Raw genomic sequence first — 15,730 nt, forward strand, 5'->3', positions numbered from 1 at the left:
AATTCAGGGCAATCCCCGTTTGACGTGCCACCTCATGGATGGGCTGATCCGGCCTGCTGACATCATGCAGTATGATATCGATTTTTTGCTCACCCCACTGATCTTCGAATGCTAGGCGAAAGTTGATTTTTCTTTCCAGAGAATTATCCAAACCCTCAACTTCAATCATAAGATCAATATCCCCGCCCTTTGCCTGATCATCAGCCCGGGAACCAAATAACCACACCCTGGCAGATGGAGAAATATGTTCCTTGGCAAGCTGGACGATACTTTGAGCCATCTCCTCACTTATCCGCACGGTTTAGCTCCTGAAGCTGAATACCCTGCTTTTCACAATAAGCATGAATTTTTTCAGCAACATCCAAAAGATCAGAGGCAGTCTTCCATGCCAAGTTGATTGCATTAGCTCGATCTTCCTCAGCCTCTGGATAGTCGTGGGCAAAGGCGTTGCGAATCTCCCGCAACTTTCTCCAAAAATCAGCAGAGCCTAAGATTCCCCTTTTCTCCATGCGATTAAGAGTGTCAGCCATATTCACGGGTTCCTCATCCTCTGTAAGGAGAAGACTCCGGAAAACTTTCCCCCCCAGGCTATCCTGCAGATCCCCATAGCGAACCCTGAAAGCATCAAGTTTTTCCAGCAGATCCTCATTGGCTGACAGCAAGGCTTCAGACTCCAGAGGCAAACTGCCCTGAAGACGGGAAATCGAAACAGACAAACGATGCGCAGTTCGGCACGCTTGAGACCAATTTTGAATGAGAAGCTTCAAATAGGAAGAGTTAAATGTCATTACGGGTGCCCGAAAATTTTCTTTCCATAAAATAACGAAATAAGGCACTTATAGCGAGCTTGAGTACTTGTAGCCCAGAGAATAATGTTGAGTGCTGCAGTGCAGCGGCAGACAACGAGTTTAAATTCCCTGGTATTTGTATACCTGAGGTGAACTTTTATAGAGATATTTAAACCAGTCTCCTGGGTGGACTGGATAACTAGTCATAACGCGCAGTACGAATAAAGCCAATAAAAACCACTGATGTCCATAACTACTGCCTCATCACATCATACGACTACCTCTTTTGTGATAGTTCGGAAATACAAAGCCTTACATTTTGGATACTATCTTCACAAACCTGTAAGCGATCCAAGAAATTGTTTTCATTTCAGAAACACGTTTATGCGGAAACCACAAGGATATAGCAAGCAGTGCTAAACCATAAGCATCTGCACGAGTATCAATACGGCCATTAAGCAGCCAGGACGGTCGCCACTCCGGAGAGTAGCTCTGTGTTGCTCGTGGGCTTCCAATCACTGCTGAAGACGAATAGTCAAGAATTGTTACATTTGCATCTTTTGTATTTATAAAGAGATTATCTGGCTTGATATCGCCATGCTCCCATCTCAATTTATGAAGAGCTTTTATGGCACAGGCAATATTCTTTAAAATTTTTATTTTGAACTTAATTGGCCACTTGCAGGTTTCTCCAGAAGCCAACAAATCAAGTAGTAACTCCCCCCGGGCAGGCTCCATAACCAACCAGTGTTGTTCATGAGAAAAGAAATACCCTTCCCCATGAATCAACCCCGGGTGAGTCTGCAGCTTAAGAATTGTCCCTTCCCGACAAAACTCAGCCACTCTTTGAGGAGATGCTCCATCAGGCAGTTTCTTCAAGACAACAGCATTACCACTGACAGTATCCCACCCTTGGTAAACAATGGAATTTCGGGAGCGGTAAATCTGTTGTCCGCAGGCGTAACGGTCAGCAACCAGAGAGCTGGTTGCCAGCTCTCGTCTGCTTTTGATTATGCGGCGGCAATAGTCAGGTCTGCTGTCGTATTTGTCTTTCATTATTTGGTCATAATCTTTATTTTCTGGTTAAAGTTCCGTCTACCTGCATGGATTTTCCTGTCAGTATCTTTCCTGGCAGGTGGAAACCGGTCAGCAATCCCTGCGTAAACGGGTTACCGCGTTTATCCAGATCCAGTTCCAGCGTGACATCGTAAGACTTCAACTGATAGGTCAGCTGGATCTGGTTATCGTCTTCCCAGGAACGGCTGTCAGCGACAAAATGCTGCCAGGCCCAGGGGCCGGTATAACTGCTTCGCGCCAGCTGCAGACCGTTGTTGGCAAAGTTGATTGAGAGAATGTCTGTTGGGTCTTGTGGCCAGCGGCGTTCCTGCCACCTTTGCGGGCCGTGGCTGTAAGTGAAGTTGCCATTACCGTCTCGCAGGTTAAAGGCGGTGATATCACTGTCCAGACGTTTGGCTCGCATGCGGTAACCGATATCCAGTGAGCCATCTGCACTGAAGTAGCGGCTGCGAATGGTGTCGGCCTGCTTCAATTGTTTGAGCAGCGCACTGCTTAGAGGCAGGGTAGCTCCATTAACCGGGCGTATCCGCCAGCTGTGATCACTGGTTTCATTGCCTGGAACAACAAAGGGTGCCAGGTAGGTGGTAACAAACTGATCCAGTTCTCCCTGGGGGCGCAGGAACTCAACAAAGTCACCCAGCCGGACTTCCTGATGGACATCATTGGCAAACGGAAATCTGTTCGCCAACCGGCTTTGCCAGGTATTAAATACCGAAGCCTGCCAGTGCTTCTGGATGTACTGACCGGCACCATTCATCCAATCAGCCCACAGAGTATCCGTCAGCTCCAGCAGCCACACACCGGCAGCCGTTCTTTCCTGTCTGGCCAGTCGTTCCAACTCGGGCAAACTACTGCCACTGCCGCTGGTCAGACGGGTGACACTGTCAAAGTAGGCTTTGCGGATATCAGGGTTGGCACTGATCTGCTGCAGCTCAAGATTAAGAAGATCAAGCTGCTCGGTAAGTTTTGCGCCCTTGTCTGCAAAGAACGTGGCATAGGCACTGAACGCTTCATTCACAATCGCCGCTGAGCGCTGTTTTTCCAGCTTGGCCAGAGCGCTGCGACCAGCACCTGAGGCAATTTTCTTGCTGGCACCTTTCAGGCCGATGGCTTTGGCCACCTTCTTTTCAGCCTGCTTGGCTATCAGCTTCTTGGTGGGGTCTTCCTTTTCTTCAGGTTCTGGTTGTTCAAGTTGCGTCTGGTCAGCAATAGCTGCAATCAGGTCGAACAGGGCCGGATTATCTCCCTGGTAAAGCTGCTGCAGGTGAGTCAGCTGCTCAGAGAGTGTATCGCCGGGCTTCAGCTCAATATTGCTGACAATGGCTTTCCAGTTACGGATATAGTCGAGGAAATAAAGCTCACGCACCTTGCCGCTGATACGGGTACGGTCGGCCAGTGTGACACTGTTTCCCATCCCCTTAACCTTGGTAAGGTTCGCCACTGCTTCCTTGATAATCTCGGAATCAGGGGAAAGATCGAGCTGGCTGTACCCTTCGCGGGTAAAGATGATGGGCAGGTAATAACCATCAAATCCGGTGCGGAAAGCAAAGGTTTTGCCAAAGTTCACACCCAGACGGTTACGGATATCCACCTTACCGGTATGGGCCTGGTGAGAGCGGATAAAGTCATATACAAGGTTGTTGTCCAGACGCTGACCGAGATCGCTTTGCGCCTGAATAATCAGCTTCTCATCAGGCTCAAACTTGTCGACGGATGTCTTCCAAAGATCATTTAACAGAAATGCAAGGTACTGCTCGCTGCCTTCAGGCAGTTCTTCCCGGTCGGCCAGAACTTTTACGATATAACCATTGAGCTCAGGAATGTTCCGGATTTGCGGATCATACAGCATCATGTAATTCAGCAGATGCTGAAAAATCTCATCATAATCACCCAGGTGTACAAACGCTGACAGGGTATCGTTCATCCGTTGAGACAGAGGCAGAAATAGTCGTTGCTGAAGCTGGTTGTTATAGAGAATTTCCACGCTCCGGGCTTCGTTCTCATCAAATAAACCAATCCTTAGAATCCATGGACGGGGCTGTTTGAAGGTTTGCACCAGTTCCCGCAACTGCAGCAGGGGAGGGATAACATCAATCAGTTCCGGCTCCGAACCAATATCTCTGATCTCTGCCTGGTAAGTACTCAGTTCCTGCTGAGTCAGGTTTTGCAGATGCTGGTTGTGAGTTACGTTCTTCCATAAAACCCAGCTACCACCGCCTAATAGCAGAGAGGCAGTCACGAATCCGGTCAGGACTTTGCCCTGCCAGAAACGGTGAGCCAGACGATTTACGCCAACGCTGGCCAGAGTGCGCACAGCAACTCTGGGGAAGAAACTGCGTACGAAATAGCTGTTATTCCCCTGGCTTTGAGGCTGCTGTCGTGCACTTTGGAAACTCCAGCTGCGGCCCAGCTCATTGGCCAGCAGGTTGAAACTCTCACCCTGCTGAAAGGTAGAACTCAGCCAGACACCAGCCAGCCAGGCCTCGGGAGCATGGTGGCGGTTGCTGTAAATCTCCTCAAGGCTGATCTGCAGTCGCTCCTGCAGAAGTGTCATCTGCAGCAGGAAACGTCCAAGAGCCTGGCGCTCATTGGCATCCTTTTCACTGTGCAGCAGGTCAGACAGTTTTTCAGTCAGAGAACTGTGCAGTTCCTTGAAGCCTTTATCCCAGGCATCACGTCGATATCCATCAGGCAATTCGATACCAAGCGGATAGCTGCGTTGATTGCTGCAGCCCTGGTTAAAGCAGGCCTGGAAACCTTCAAGCTGATCACACTGGGTCACTTGCAGCCATATCGGTAAATCAATACCGGTGACTGTATCCAGCTCCCGTAGTCGGCGACGCAGATGTCGTGCCTGCTCCTGCAGCCAGGCAGGCTGGCGGGTAATCAGATGACTGGCAGGCTGGGCAACCAGGATACCCGTCAGAGGCTGACGGGAGCGGTGTTTACGCAGCAGGGAATAGAGATGCTGCAGCACCGGCATATCCAGCTCGCTGGTCTCATCGGCCAGGAAATGTCCCGCCAGTTCCAGTACAACTGCATGTTCACTGATCCAGAAACCGACATCATCATTGTGCTGCTGCTCATCCTGTGATGAGTTCTTGTTGTTCTGTCCCTGTACCCGTTCAAAGCCTGCATGCTGCAGCCAGCTGCTTTTGCCGGCGGTATCATTGCCGAGCATAATCAGCCAGGGCAGGGCATAGGGGTTATGGCCGTTGGGTTGTTTCTTCAGTTGTGCCAGCAGCTTTTTCCAGTTGCCATTCAAACGCTGCTTTTCACGACGGAGGTACTGTAACTCCTGATCTTGCTGAATACGTTTCTGGCGACGTTTCCAGGCACGCCAGCCGTAGATCATTCCGGCAATTGCCAGGGGGACTCCAATAAGCAGCAGGGTAAGCTCTACCCGGGTACTGACCGGATCAAGCCACTCAAGGGCTTCCGGCCAGATATAAACGGCACCCCAGACAAAGGCGAGAGATAAAACCAGAAGAATAATAAAAATGATGGTGAGAACTTTCTTCACTGAGACCACCCTTCCATATCTTCCTGGGTGCTGTTGTAGATCACGTTCGAGCTTCCCTGGCTGGGGGCTGTCCAGACAGACAGGTCTTCAAGGCCATATATCACTGTCTGGTTGAAGTTGTTGATCCAGAAGGCCGTGGCAATATATCCCGCCAGCAGAAGTACCGGCACGATGCCAAGCCAGGGGGCCTTGCGAAACAGGCGTAAAGGCTTCCAGTCATGGCTGGTAGATGGTGCCTGTCGTTCTGTTGGAGCAGGCCGAATGCGGCGCAGTTCTGTATAGAGCTCCGCGCTTAACCGAGTCAGGTCATGACTTTCCTGGTGGTTTTGCTGATTGTTCTGATAGCGACCCTGGAAACCAAAGCGCAGCAGGACATATATCAACTCAATCAGTTCAGCCTGCTGCTCAGGATGCTGGCGGGCCTGATCTAGCAGCACGAAGAATATTTCACCGCCATTACGCTGCTGAAACAGGCGACTCAGCAGACTGTGGTTTTCCCAGCCATCTCTTCGGCCCCAGGCTGTATTGTTGATACCTTCATCCAGTGCGGCGCACAGGACATAACAGCATCTGTCCATCAGACTCTGTGGGTAGCCGCACAGACGTCCGCGGTTGTTTAAGGCCGAGACACGATCAACCAGGTTTTCCCTGAACTCGGGCAGATTGGTCGGGCGCTGCTGCTGTGGCAGAGTAACCAGCAGAGCCAGCAGTTCTGCCGAAATATTAATCAGACCATTATCGGAGGCCTGGAAGTCATCCAGCTGTTCATGGGCATGGCCATGAATTCCCCAGCTGTGATGGTTGGGCGCAGAGCCGGTCGGTCCAGCACTGGCTCCCGGTTGATTTGTCTCCGACGAAGCCTGCGCAGAGGTCTGGGACGATCTGGGGATAGTATCACTGCGCTGGAAACTGAAAATCTGAGCCATCGTTACCTCACCACGTACAGGGTCACTTTGACATCAGCAGGCATCTGCTCATCAATATGCAGAGCCACGGCGTCGTGGTGATTGACCAGCTCTTTCCACAGGGCGTGACTGGTATCCACTTCAAAATAAACCGTATCAGGCCGTGCCTTCAGCTCCAGGGGGGGAACCTGCATAGGCAGCAGAGGAACGGCCGAAAGTGCTCCGCGAACCCGCTCGGCAATACGGGAGTTGCCAGCCAGCTTGGCGGTGGCCGGGAACAGTTCACGGCAGCGGCTTGGCCCCAGTGAGCTGGTAACAGCCAGAACAAACCGGGCATCATTAAACAGGGAACGGTCTTCTACCAGGGTTCGCAGCAGACGACGGCGTTCGAACAGACTGTCATCCCAGGGCAGGGAACGGACTTTCTCGCTGCGGGCCTGACGCAGGTTCTGCTGCAGAGCGGTAAAGACAGGAGCAAAGGAGCGATAAGGCTCGTCAAAGTCATAGGCCGGAAATTCCGGTGCCAGTGTGGTGGTAAATGTGGCCAGATCGGCGGCAATAGTCACCAGCTCCCGGTAAAGCTCTCCCGGGCGCAGACATTCGCCGGTCATAATGCTGTCGAGCCGGGCTGCATATCTGTTTAAAGCCTGCAGCCAGAGATACTCCAGCTGCATGATCTGTACGCTTTTCTGTTCGGCATGGGGGCCAATCTGTGCAGACATGGAAGCCGCACGACTGCGCATACGGGCCTGCAGATTCTGAACCTGCTCTTTCAGGAAGGAACTGGTACGGTAATCCAGACAGCGTGGAATAAAAGTGCTGTCCAGTAAAAGGCGTCCGTCGTTCTGACGTTCCTGGATACGGGCCACAGGCAGGCGGATATGGGTATCCGGCTCTTCATCGGCCAGCAGCAGTTTCAGGTTGTGCTTGGACAGCGTCAGTGTCACCGCTTCATTCTCGCGATCCGTGCTGTCGGAGACTTCCTGGTCAAAGCTCAGGTGACGGTATGCTGCTGTTTTTGCGCTCTCGTCCTGGGCGGTATCAATGGTTCCGGGGCGCATGACCGGCAGTGCCAGGTAAACCAGGGAGCCGGCTTCGGCCTGTTCCACTTCCCTGACAATGGCACTGTCGCTGTGAAAGGGCGTGCCATCAGGGAAAATGCCACTGCAGCGGCGCAGCATAAAGCGTCCGATACTCAGCTGTTCCTGATCAATAATAAGTTCCGCAAAGCCAACCGGCTGTCCGGTTGCCAGTTTCACCAGCTGGCGGCTATAGGATTCCAGGTAACGATCCTGCTGCTGGAAATGCTGAGGGCTGAGAAACATTCCCTCCTGCCATACGACGCGACTGTTATCCATTGGCAATACCCCTGCGCTGAAATCTGTGGCTATCTCTCATTTTTTGGCCCCTGTTGTTTTCTTGTCGTCCTTGCTGTTTTCGGGGAACAGGTCAAACAGCTGCTTGGCGCGATCAAACGCAGTACGTTCGGGAGTGATTTTTAGAAAGAGACTGTTACCTTCCATTGACAGGTATCCGATATTGCGAACTTCCGGAGCAATGGGGGCAATAACCCGGGCATCGGCATCCTGGTAGCGGGAGAACTCGGCGAGTACCGCAATAAAACGGGTGGAAGGATCAAGAGGAAAGTCGAGCTGGGTTTTCTGGCCCGGTCTTTGGGCCGGTATTCGGTGGATTTTGATCAGGCTGTCCTGCAGGGATGCAGAATCCTGATCATAAAGATCCAAAAAGTCCGCCTGGGAAAACAGGTCGGCAGCCTGAAGTTCATAGAGGCGGATCTTCAGTGGAGATGCCTCACCCCTGTCGTTAGGGTTCAGGTCGTAACCGGCATCCAGGGTAATCTCCAAGGAGGTTTTACTGTTTTTTAGCCGGTCCGCTTCAGTCACCCCGGAGCTGAAAGTGCTGCAGCCTGCCAGTGTCAGAAGAGAGATAAGTGCGGCAGATATTCCGAACCCTTTTTTCAAACGAGAGGCAAAATGAGTGATCATGGTGTTTTCTCCTGCAACTTGCGCAGGGCTGCCTGGAAGCGGGCAGTAAAGGCCAGACGGCAGGTTTGTTCTTTCATAATTCTCTGGAAGTGACGACCGTAGAGTTCCCAGTTATTGCGCTTACGAAACAGACCACGTTTTTTACCGCTGTAATCGTCAAACAGTTTTTCCAGGTACTCCGGGGAAAAATCCATCAGAGTCTGTTCAAGAGCCTGTCCCATGGCGTGATAGATCACCTTTTTCACCAGCTTGTTCTTTTTCTTCAGTTGTTCCCGAAGCTGCCGGTTCTCTTCCTGCAGCTGGAAAATTGTGTCCTGGCTGGAGGATGAGAGAACAGGTACTCCTGAATGCTCAACTCTTTGAATCGGAGTTGGAGTCAACACCGGTTGCTGAACGTCCGGTTCAGGTTGAATAACCGCTTCCCTGACCGGTTCTATGATCTCGTTTTTGATATTCGCTTCTGCAGGGATGGATGCCGCTGGTGCATCGCCCAGCACATCAATAAGACTGGAACTGTCAGGCTGATGTGCAGTTGGCTGATAGTCACCGGCCAGCTGATCAATCGATGGCGCTTCTTTGTCACGGCCAAAAGAGATGGATTCTGCCTGAATGTGGTCAGCTTCCACTGGCTTTGGAATTGCTCTTGGGGCAACGTTTGATGAAGCAGCTTCGCTGGAAAGATCACTGAAAGGGTCATCCAGAACCATGGCGGTTGCCTGGCTGAACTGTGACGGAGAGGTCGAGAAAGGATCATCGGACGAATGATCATTTAAAGGTGCCGCTTCCAGCGTATCGGCCAGACAGGATGTCAGGCTGATCTCGGGGGAAAACAGATTGACCATAATACGGTACTCACCGCAGGTTAGAATATCGCCATCTGTCAGAGTGTGTCGTTTGCCTGGGCCAAGTGGCGAGGAGGCATTGTTAATCAGCAGCCCATTGGTACTCAGGTCTTCAATCAGCCACTGGGTATCTTCCTGAAACACCCGGGCATGGCGGCTGGATAAAAAGCGACTATTGTCGGGCAGAGGAACAGTGCACTCCGGCGCGCGGCCAATCAGTCCACCGGAAGCTGGAATACGGTAAAGAGTATCGGCCAGCAGCTCCCCTTCGGGGATGTTGATTATCTGCAGCTGTAAACTCATGAATCAGCTCCTGTTGCTGCTTTAGTTGCTGGCGGCACACAGGACTTCAACGCCTTGTTGAACTGGTCAAGAAAACCCGGGTTACGGCCCAGGAAGTCCCGTCCAAAATAGACGCCCAGTTTTTTCTGGCGCAATTCAATCTGGTTCAGGGAGTCGGCTTTGATGCCGCGTCTTTTCAGTTCTTCGTCCATGACTTCACGTGTTTCCAAAACGGCACTGACTTTTCTGTCGAGCAGCAGATCAACCAGACGGCGTACGTCTTTGGGATACTTATCAACGCGATAACCGTTCTTTTTCAGCCAGAACCATTTGGCGGAGCCAAACGTGGCAGCAACGCTGACGTTTTCCTTGTAGTCCATGGTGGTGAACAGAGCCTTACCGATATCCTGAAAGCTGTAGAGCACCCAATGCTGCCTGGCCACGGTATCTGACAGGGTGGCGTATTTATCCCGGCTCTCGTTCCGGGAAGCCAGGAAAAAACCGTCAAAGTCGCCACGGCGAACATTCAGCTGGGCATTGCTCCATTCCATAAAGGCTATCTGGTAGGGTTGCTGCAGATTGCCCAGCGTGCAGCGAACCCGGTCAATCGCCAGTCCATGAATCTGACCGTCGGGAGTCGTGTACTGATAAGGCGACCACACCTGAGTCGCCAGTTTAAGCCGTTCAGTTGCGGTGTTGCCTGTTATTGGTGTCAGTGCCAGCAAAAGACCTGCCAGCAGACCTGCACGTTTAATTCTGAGGCGATTCAACCTGCATTCCCCTCCTGTTAACTGGCTGCCCGTTTTTGTTAAAAAGAATCGTAGCCAGCTCAAACATACGAACAGGAATCCGCCATCCGGATTCCTCGACTTTCTGGAAATTAATGGCAATATCCGGCGGTGACAGCTCACCAACCGGCAGTTGGGCGGGCGTGACCCGGTCAGCCAGAATTTGTCGCCCATAGACCGCAGCCAGTGCGGCATTACTCTGGAAACCAATACCTATCGCCAGCATCGGGCTTTCCGGCTTCGACGAAACCAGATCCGGCACTGCCGTCAAAACTGGAACGCCATCGGCCAGCTGATTGATCTGTTCAAGCCTGCTGAACAGCAGGGTGCTGCCGGTAATCCAGATCAGGCTGTTTACCAGACCCGGATCTTTTTCCCGGAACGTGGCAAGTGCGCGTGGTATCTGCTCAGCAAGGCTGGCTTCCGGCTGGTCTGCCTCAATAGCAATAGGATGGACATCGATACCCACCTTGCGGGCGGCAGCAATGACTGGCAGAACCTGTGTTGTCCTGGCACTTGAATTGTTGCTGCTGTAGATCATGCCTATATGCATCATCCGGGGGTTCAGGGTTTGAAGATAGCTGGTCAGGATTTCCGGACGAACATTTAATGAAGTAAATGCATACTGATGCCGGTGATCCTTTTGCCCGGGAGCAGTATTCGGCGCTTCATAGCTATCGATTAAACCAAGCAGCACCGGGTCTTTTGCTGTCACAGTGACAACAGACATGGCGGGATTAATCTGGCTGCCATAAAGCTCTGATGTCGCTTTGGAACCGGCGATAAAAGCGAGGTCAAAGCCTTCCTGCAGTAACAGCTGACGAGCCAGCTCAGGCTGTTGACGAAAATTGACCACCAGATAACTGGCTCCCAGCAGGTGTTGCTGGAATGAGCGGGCAATGGTGGCAAAGGCCTGGTCGTAGGCAGATGACGCTTTGGAATAGATAAAGAGGATCTTTTTCTCTGCCTCAACAGACTGGAAAGATCTTTCTGAAAACGAAACCGGCCACTGGCCATTGACAGTTACGCCAAACCACTCCGGATTGTCTTCCACAGATTCTTCAGCCTGACTGAACTGTGAAAAGGTCAGAGCGGTTACAAGCAAAAGAGCCAGCAGGCTCTGAAGCCTGCTGGCTGAAAGCATCGGCATCTTCACCATTCAGTGCAGAATCCTGTTGATATGAGGGATGGACTCCGGCAGAGCCTTCATTCGCTGACCGATGGCATTGAGAAGCTGGGACTCAATTAACTCTTCATAAGTCATATTTTCCCGTGGCAGGCCATGGCAGACCAGGCTGGTCTTGTCTGGTTGCGGACGGGTCAGGTCAGGTTTAGGGTTAGCTTCCATAACAGAGAGATTGCCCGCGCTGTCCATCCGCAGATCAACACGGATCAAGCCTTGCAGACACAGCCCTGCATGAACCTCTTGCCCGAGTTTGTTGATTTTGGCGATCAGCTCTTCATCGGTCACATTCAGAAGACGCTGGGCTGAGATCGCCTTTTTATCCATTGATGTGAAGATATGCTCATCCTGTTCCAGGCGGCGTTCAATAACTGAGAAAGCGAAAGGTTCAGCTTTGCAGTTGATCTGGTTCTGCTTTTTCACCATTGGTCCGCTGATGGCCACAACAAACTCTCGCCCCGGAAGGTATTCCTCGACCAGCACGGTATTAGAGGTACATTGTTGTGTGGCCAGCACCAGCTTCCAGGCCTCTTCAATGGTTTCGGCATAGTTGACATGGATAGAGGCACGGCCAGAAGTCGGCTTAACAATAAACGGGCCTTTGCTCTCACCAAACCGCAGAGCCATCTTTTTCTCAAAACTGGAAAAATCATTTTCACAGCCATGGCAGACCAGGAAACCGGGTGTGGGAATACCAAGGTCAGAGAGCGCCTGCTTGAACAGATGCTTATTATCAAGAAGCGTGGCATTAACCGGGTTATGGCCAACATAGGGCAGACCCACCATTTCCATCAGGGCTGGCAGGTGAGACATGGGGTTGTATCCCTGCAGACCACCACTGTTACAGAACACAATATCAACCTGGTGCTTCTGCAGCTCTTCAACCAGCCGGGCATTCTCCGGCAGGGTTACAACACGCTCGTAACCACACTGCTGCAGAGCTTCGGCAATCTGACGGGCAACCGGTTCATAGGTCTTGGCGGCTCTCGGGTTATAGGTTTTATAAAAGCAGCTGCCATCGTCGTCTTTATCGCCGCCGTGGATAACTGCAATGGAAAGGTGTTTTCTCAGTTTTTCTTCGTTGGCTGTAAGAGATGCAACTACTTCATGCATAAAGCTGGACTACCGCAAATCGCTGTCTGGTGAGTGCTTTACGCAGAGAATTGAAATTGAGATTCAAGATAAAGCATGAATGGGACAATATTTCTGTGCCATCCAAGAGTCGATAGCATTTTTGGGAAGAGGTTTTGTGATTGTTTCAAAAATGGAAAGGTGGCTAACAGGAGTTGTTAGCAATACTTGAAAGTATTGGAAGATACCTGGCTAACAGTGATGTAAGTAATCCCTCGAACTTGTCAGTTAACGGTAAATCTAAGGTGTTCAGAGAATAATTCCGACCCTGGGGGAATATATGCAAAGTTCACCAACCACTGAGAAAAAAACATTTGTGCAGACAGAGCTGACGGAGCCTCTATCAGTGGCTGCAACTACAACTTCTGCTTCTGCTTCTGATCCATCAGAGGCAACGGTTACTGTTAGGCCCCCTGAAGAGCTTAAAAGTCATATGCCTCGACAAGGAGAAGACGGCACTGGCGGCGGTGCTACTGATATTTCAGGAAGGGAAATGGAGGCTGCTGAGGCTGAAGTCAGGATTGGATGTCCTCTCAGTCGTGATGCTTTCGAAGGGCGGAATCTATTACTGAGATGTGTGACACAGGAGTCTCGATTTGCTGACAAAGTTGTTATGCAATTTCTGGACTTGCTTTCAGCTAAGGAGCTTCAGCTCTTGGCAAGAGAGTTGAAAGTCAGGAGAGGGTCTCAGGCAGGTCTTGATGTGCTCGTTGAGCCAAAACAGGCAGCAGCAAAAAAATTACTTGGTGTGGGCAGCTCAGATGATACTTACATTGAGGCCAAAAAAGAAATATCACAGAAAATGGTGTTGAGGCTCAATAGAGACAAAGAGAATTTTTTAAATTTCGTATCCCAGGTTCTTGAGGCTGATCACTCAACCTATCAAAAGTTTGTCAATGCAGTTACGACTAAAGGCGAGTTTGCTGAGCTTCGTGAGCGTATAGATCTTCAAGATAAATCCAGCCATCGAGTAACGCACAAAGGTATATTGGGGCTGTCTGTACCTGTCTTTACCCAGTGCACAGTAGGTTCAGGAAATTATTCTGATCCAATACCTGGTCAGAATGTTGGCGATTTAGTCCAATGCCTATTACCTGCAACGAAAAGACTTCCACCCGCAGCAGGATTGGTAAGACAGACAAGCAATCCGATGGAAGGAGACAAAACCTACTACCCTCCGGCGGTTCAAGTCACTTTCGAGATTGCTGACCAAGATGGGCGTTTAGTAAAGACCGAACTATTACATGGTGTGCAGGTTTCAGATACATCGGAAAGTTTTGATAAGGCTGTAGAGAAATATCTGGATAAAGAGGAGTCAACGAGACAGTTCTGCCAACACTTAATCAGTCTCGAGACTATCCATAAAGCTCTTTCCATAGCTACACAGCATCTGCGTTATCAGCTGGATACAAATACAAACCATGCTGCAGAAGAGAGAGATTCTTACATTGTAAGAGTTGTTAAGGTTGATGATGATCGGGTACTGGTTTGCTGTGAAAGAAAGTTTTCCCAGTTTGCCAAACTAGGAAAGATAACAAAGAAATGGAAATGTAAATATGGAAATGGCAGCCTGAAGTTAGCTGTTATGTTCAAGAAAAGTGGTATTTGTTTACACCCATGCTGGGTGGATATCAAATACCATGATGATGTCAACACTGTTCCTCTTGAGAGAAAATCTCTCGAAGCATCGGTTAAAGCCAATGGCAAGCGTGAATCAACAACTGTGCGCTGGAGTAGTGAACTTTCATTGGCAAGTTTGTCTGCAACAAAGACAGCTCAGTCAAAAGAAGAGTTTTCAAGAGTTAAGCCTGTCAAAACAGGCCAGTGGCTGGTATGTACAGATATGGATCTTCTTGGAAAGATTTCTCTGATGGAAACAAATATGAACCTGTTTCTTGATGGATGGGAGAAAAAAATTAATGCAGCCGAATTCTCTGCAAGAAGTGGTGAGGTGGATTTCAGAAGGACATTGAACACAGGTAAAATATTTAAATCGATAGATCCTGATGATGATAAAGATTTTGTAATGCTGAAATCTGATCATAAGGATATTGATCCTGGACTCATCAGAAGGTCTCTGTCCACACAACTCAAGAGTGCCAAAACTCGAAGAAGGGATCTAACCAATCGGTGTAAGCTGGTGTATTCAAAATTTGACCAAGATGATACTGCCCCTCTGAAAGTTGATGCATCTCTATTTGAAGATGGTGAACAAGGACTTTTAAAGAAATTAATCGCTTTTTACGATGAGTCTCGCGTATGGCATAAAGCAACTAACAAAGATTTGTTAAAAAGAATGCAGTCAGATCTTCATTCTATGAGCAATGAAGAAATTAAAAGCGAACTGGAGTGGTGTAGATCAACATATCATCAATCTTACGAGGTTCTTCACCCATTTCGGGGGGATCCAATGTTCAGTAAAGATGAGGATGGCAAGGAAATTACCATAATTGGAGAGGGAGTTGATATAAAAGGAAAACTCCATTTTCATGAGCGAACAGATGATCCTGAAGTCAATAAAAAGAGAGCAAGTCGGGAAAAAGCATTCCAATTATTTTCGCAACAGACATTCGTTTACAACAATGCATTTTCGCGTTTTAGGCGCCAGTATGAAACTGCTTTGAAAAATGAATTTGATGCACGTGGAGCAGCATCCCAGAAACCGGTACAACCAGTTCAGGTGTAGATTAAAGCGAGGAAGCCCCGGCATTTGCAGAGGCTCCCTTCCTTTTAGGGCTCAAAAGAAGTGGAGAAATATTTGCCAATCAGAAGAAAACCAACCCATTACAGGCGTGTAGTCATGGATGATATCAGGATGCTGGCAAGAGGATATTTTTTGACCAATATAACTTGAAGATTTTATCTCTATTTTAATGACTATTTTTGTATCATCGACCAGACTTCTTGAACTTTGGCTGCGATAAAAGAATAACTTGAATGAAAGAATGCCTAACACTCCGGTATATCAATTATTTAAGCCACTCTGTTCGAATCGTATTGAAACTAAATTTTGTTAATTGTCTCTAACTATTTTGTTAGTAGATAGATTAACACATTTTAACTAATTCTCCTGTCTAACCCACATTAAGTTTGCACTTTCATCCTATAGAACTACTTAACATAGAACTACTAAGCGGAGTATCGAATGGCAGCAGGGAAAGTACCTGAAGGCGTCAGAGGGACACCCCTCTTTGGCATTAAGTCT

At 49.5% G+C, this 15,730-nt stretch carries 12 protein-coding genes; 1 reads left to right on the top strand and 11 read right to left on the bottom strand.

Going from position 1 to position 15,730, the window contains the following annotated elements:
* From M3P05_RS19565 to M3P05_RS19615, 11 genes are all read right to left on the bottom strand, one after another.
* Positions 1–298 (bottom strand): nucleotidyltransferase domain-containing protein (locus tag M3P05_RS19565; protein ID WP_249701806.1); only part of this gene is annotated, 298 nt, incomplete at its 3' end.
* Positions 285–716, bottom strand: a complete 432-nt coding sequence (locus M3P05_RS19570) for a hypothetical protein (protein ID WP_249701807.1) — start codon at positions 714–716, stop codon at positions 285–287. The genes M3P05_RS19570 and M3P05_RS19565, both read right to left, overlap by 14 nt.
* 384 nt (positions 717–1,100) lie before the next feature.
* On the bottom strand, positions 1,101–1,844 hold the full coding sequence (locus tag M3P05_RS19575) for a serine/threonine protein kinase (RefSeq protein WP_249701808.1): 744 nt from the start codon (positions 1,842–1,844) through the stop codon (positions 1,101–1,103).
* Positions 1,845–1,860: 16 nt separating this feature from the next.
* On the bottom strand, positions 1,861–5,388 hold the full coding sequence (tssM, locus tag M3P05_RS19580; RefSeq protein WP_249701809.1) for a type VI secretion system membrane subunit TssM: 3,528 nt from the start codon (positions 5,386–5,388) through the stop codon (positions 1,861–1,863).
* Positions 5,385–6,314, bottom strand: coding sequence for a type IVB secretion system protein IcmH/DotU (icmH, locus tag M3P05_RS19585; RefSeq protein ID WP_249701810.1), 930 nt, complete (start codon positions 6,312–6,314; stop codon positions 5,385–5,387). Before icmH ends, tssM begins: the two co-directional genes overlap by 4 nt.
* A 2-nt stretch (positions 6,315–6,316) precedes the next feature.
* Positions 6,317–7,651 (bottom strand): type VI secretion system baseplate subunit TssK, encoded by a 1,335-nt coding sequence (tssK, locus tag M3P05_RS19590; protein ID WP_249701811.1) that lies wholly within the window; start codon positions 7,649–7,651, stop codon positions 6,317–6,319.
* Between the two features lie 36 nt (positions 7,652–7,687).
* Positions 7,688–8,299, bottom strand: a complete 612-nt coding sequence (gene tssJ, locus M3P05_RS19595) for a type VI secretion system lipoprotein TssJ (RefSeq protein ID WP_249701812.1) — start codon at positions 8,297–8,299, stop codon at positions 7,688–7,690.
* Positions 8,296–9,444 (bottom strand): type VI secretion system-associated FHA domain protein, encoded by a 1,149-nt coding sequence (locus M3P05_RS19600; RefSeq protein WP_249701813.1) that lies wholly within the window; start codon positions 9,442–9,444, stop codon positions 8,296–8,298. Before M3P05_RS19600 ends, tssJ begins: the two co-directional genes overlap by 4 nt.
* Positions 9,441–10,193 (bottom strand): substrate-binding periplasmic protein, encoded by a 753-nt coding sequence (locus tag M3P05_RS19605; RefSeq protein ID WP_249701814.1) that lies wholly within the window; start codon positions 10,191–10,193, stop codon positions 9,441–9,443. Before M3P05_RS19605 ends, M3P05_RS19600 begins: the two co-directional genes overlap by 4 nt.
* Entirely contained in the window at positions 10,174–11,370 is a 1,197-nt protein-coding gene (locus tag M3P05_RS19610; RefSeq protein ID WP_249701815.1) for a type 1 periplasmic-binding domain-containing protein, read from the bottom strand. Before M3P05_RS19610 ends, M3P05_RS19605 begins: the two co-directional genes overlap by 20 nt.
* Entirely contained in the window at positions 11,371–12,507 is a 1,137-nt protein-coding gene (locus tag M3P05_RS19615) for a D-alanine--D-alanine ligase family protein (protein ID WP_249701816.1), read from the bottom strand.
* Positions 12,508–12,805: 298 nt separating this feature from the next.
* Here M3P05_RS19615 and M3P05_RS19620 point away from each other — a divergent pair, with 298 nt between their 5' ends.
* Positions 12,806–15,211, top strand: a complete 2,406-nt coding sequence (locus tag M3P05_RS19620) for a hypothetical protein (protein ID WP_249701817.1) — start codon at positions 12,806–12,808, stop codon at positions 15,209–15,211.
* Positions 15,212–15,730 lie beyond the last annotated feature (519 nt).

This window comes from Parendozoicomonas callyspongiae (assembly GCF_023502345.1).
In the GTDB taxonomy this organism is placed as follows: domain Bacteria; phylum Pseudomonadota; class Gammaproteobacteria; order Pseudomonadales; family Endozoicomonadaceae; genus Sansalvadorimonas; species Sansalvadorimonas callyspongiae.

Bases quoted from the DNA above. Each gene is read 5' to 3' on its own strand.
- M3P05_RS19575 (WP_249701808.1), bottom strand. From the start codon at position 1,844: ATGAAAGACAAATACGACAGCAGACCTGACTATTGCCGCCGCATAATC.
- icmH (WP_249701810.1), bottom strand. From the start codon at position 6,314: ATGGCTCAGATTTTCAGTTTCCAGCGCAGTGATACTATCCCCAGATCG.
- tssK (WP_249701811.1), bottom strand. From the start codon at position 7,651: ATGGATAACAGTCGCGTCGTATGGCAGGAGGGAATGTTTCTCAGCCCT.
- tssJ (WP_249701812.1), bottom strand. From the start codon at position 8,299: ATGATCACTCATTTTGCCTCTCGTTTGAAAAAAGGGTTCGGAATATCT.
- M3P05_RS19600 (WP_249701813.1), bottom strand. From the start codon at position 9,444: ATGAGTTTACAGCTGCAGATAATCAACATCCCCGAAGGGGAGCTGCTG.
- M3P05_RS19610 (WP_249701815.1), bottom strand. From the start codon at position 11,370: ATGGTGAAGATGCCGATGCTTTCAGCCAGCAGGCTTCAGAGCCTGCTG.
- M3P05_RS19615 (WP_249701816.1), bottom strand. From the start codon at position 12,507: ATGCATGAAGTAGTTGCATCTCTTACAGCCAACGAAGAAAAACTGAGA.
- M3P05_RS19620 (WP_249701817.1), top strand. From the start codon at position 12,806: ATGCAAAGTTCACCAACCACTGAGAAAAAAACATTTGTGCAGACAGAG.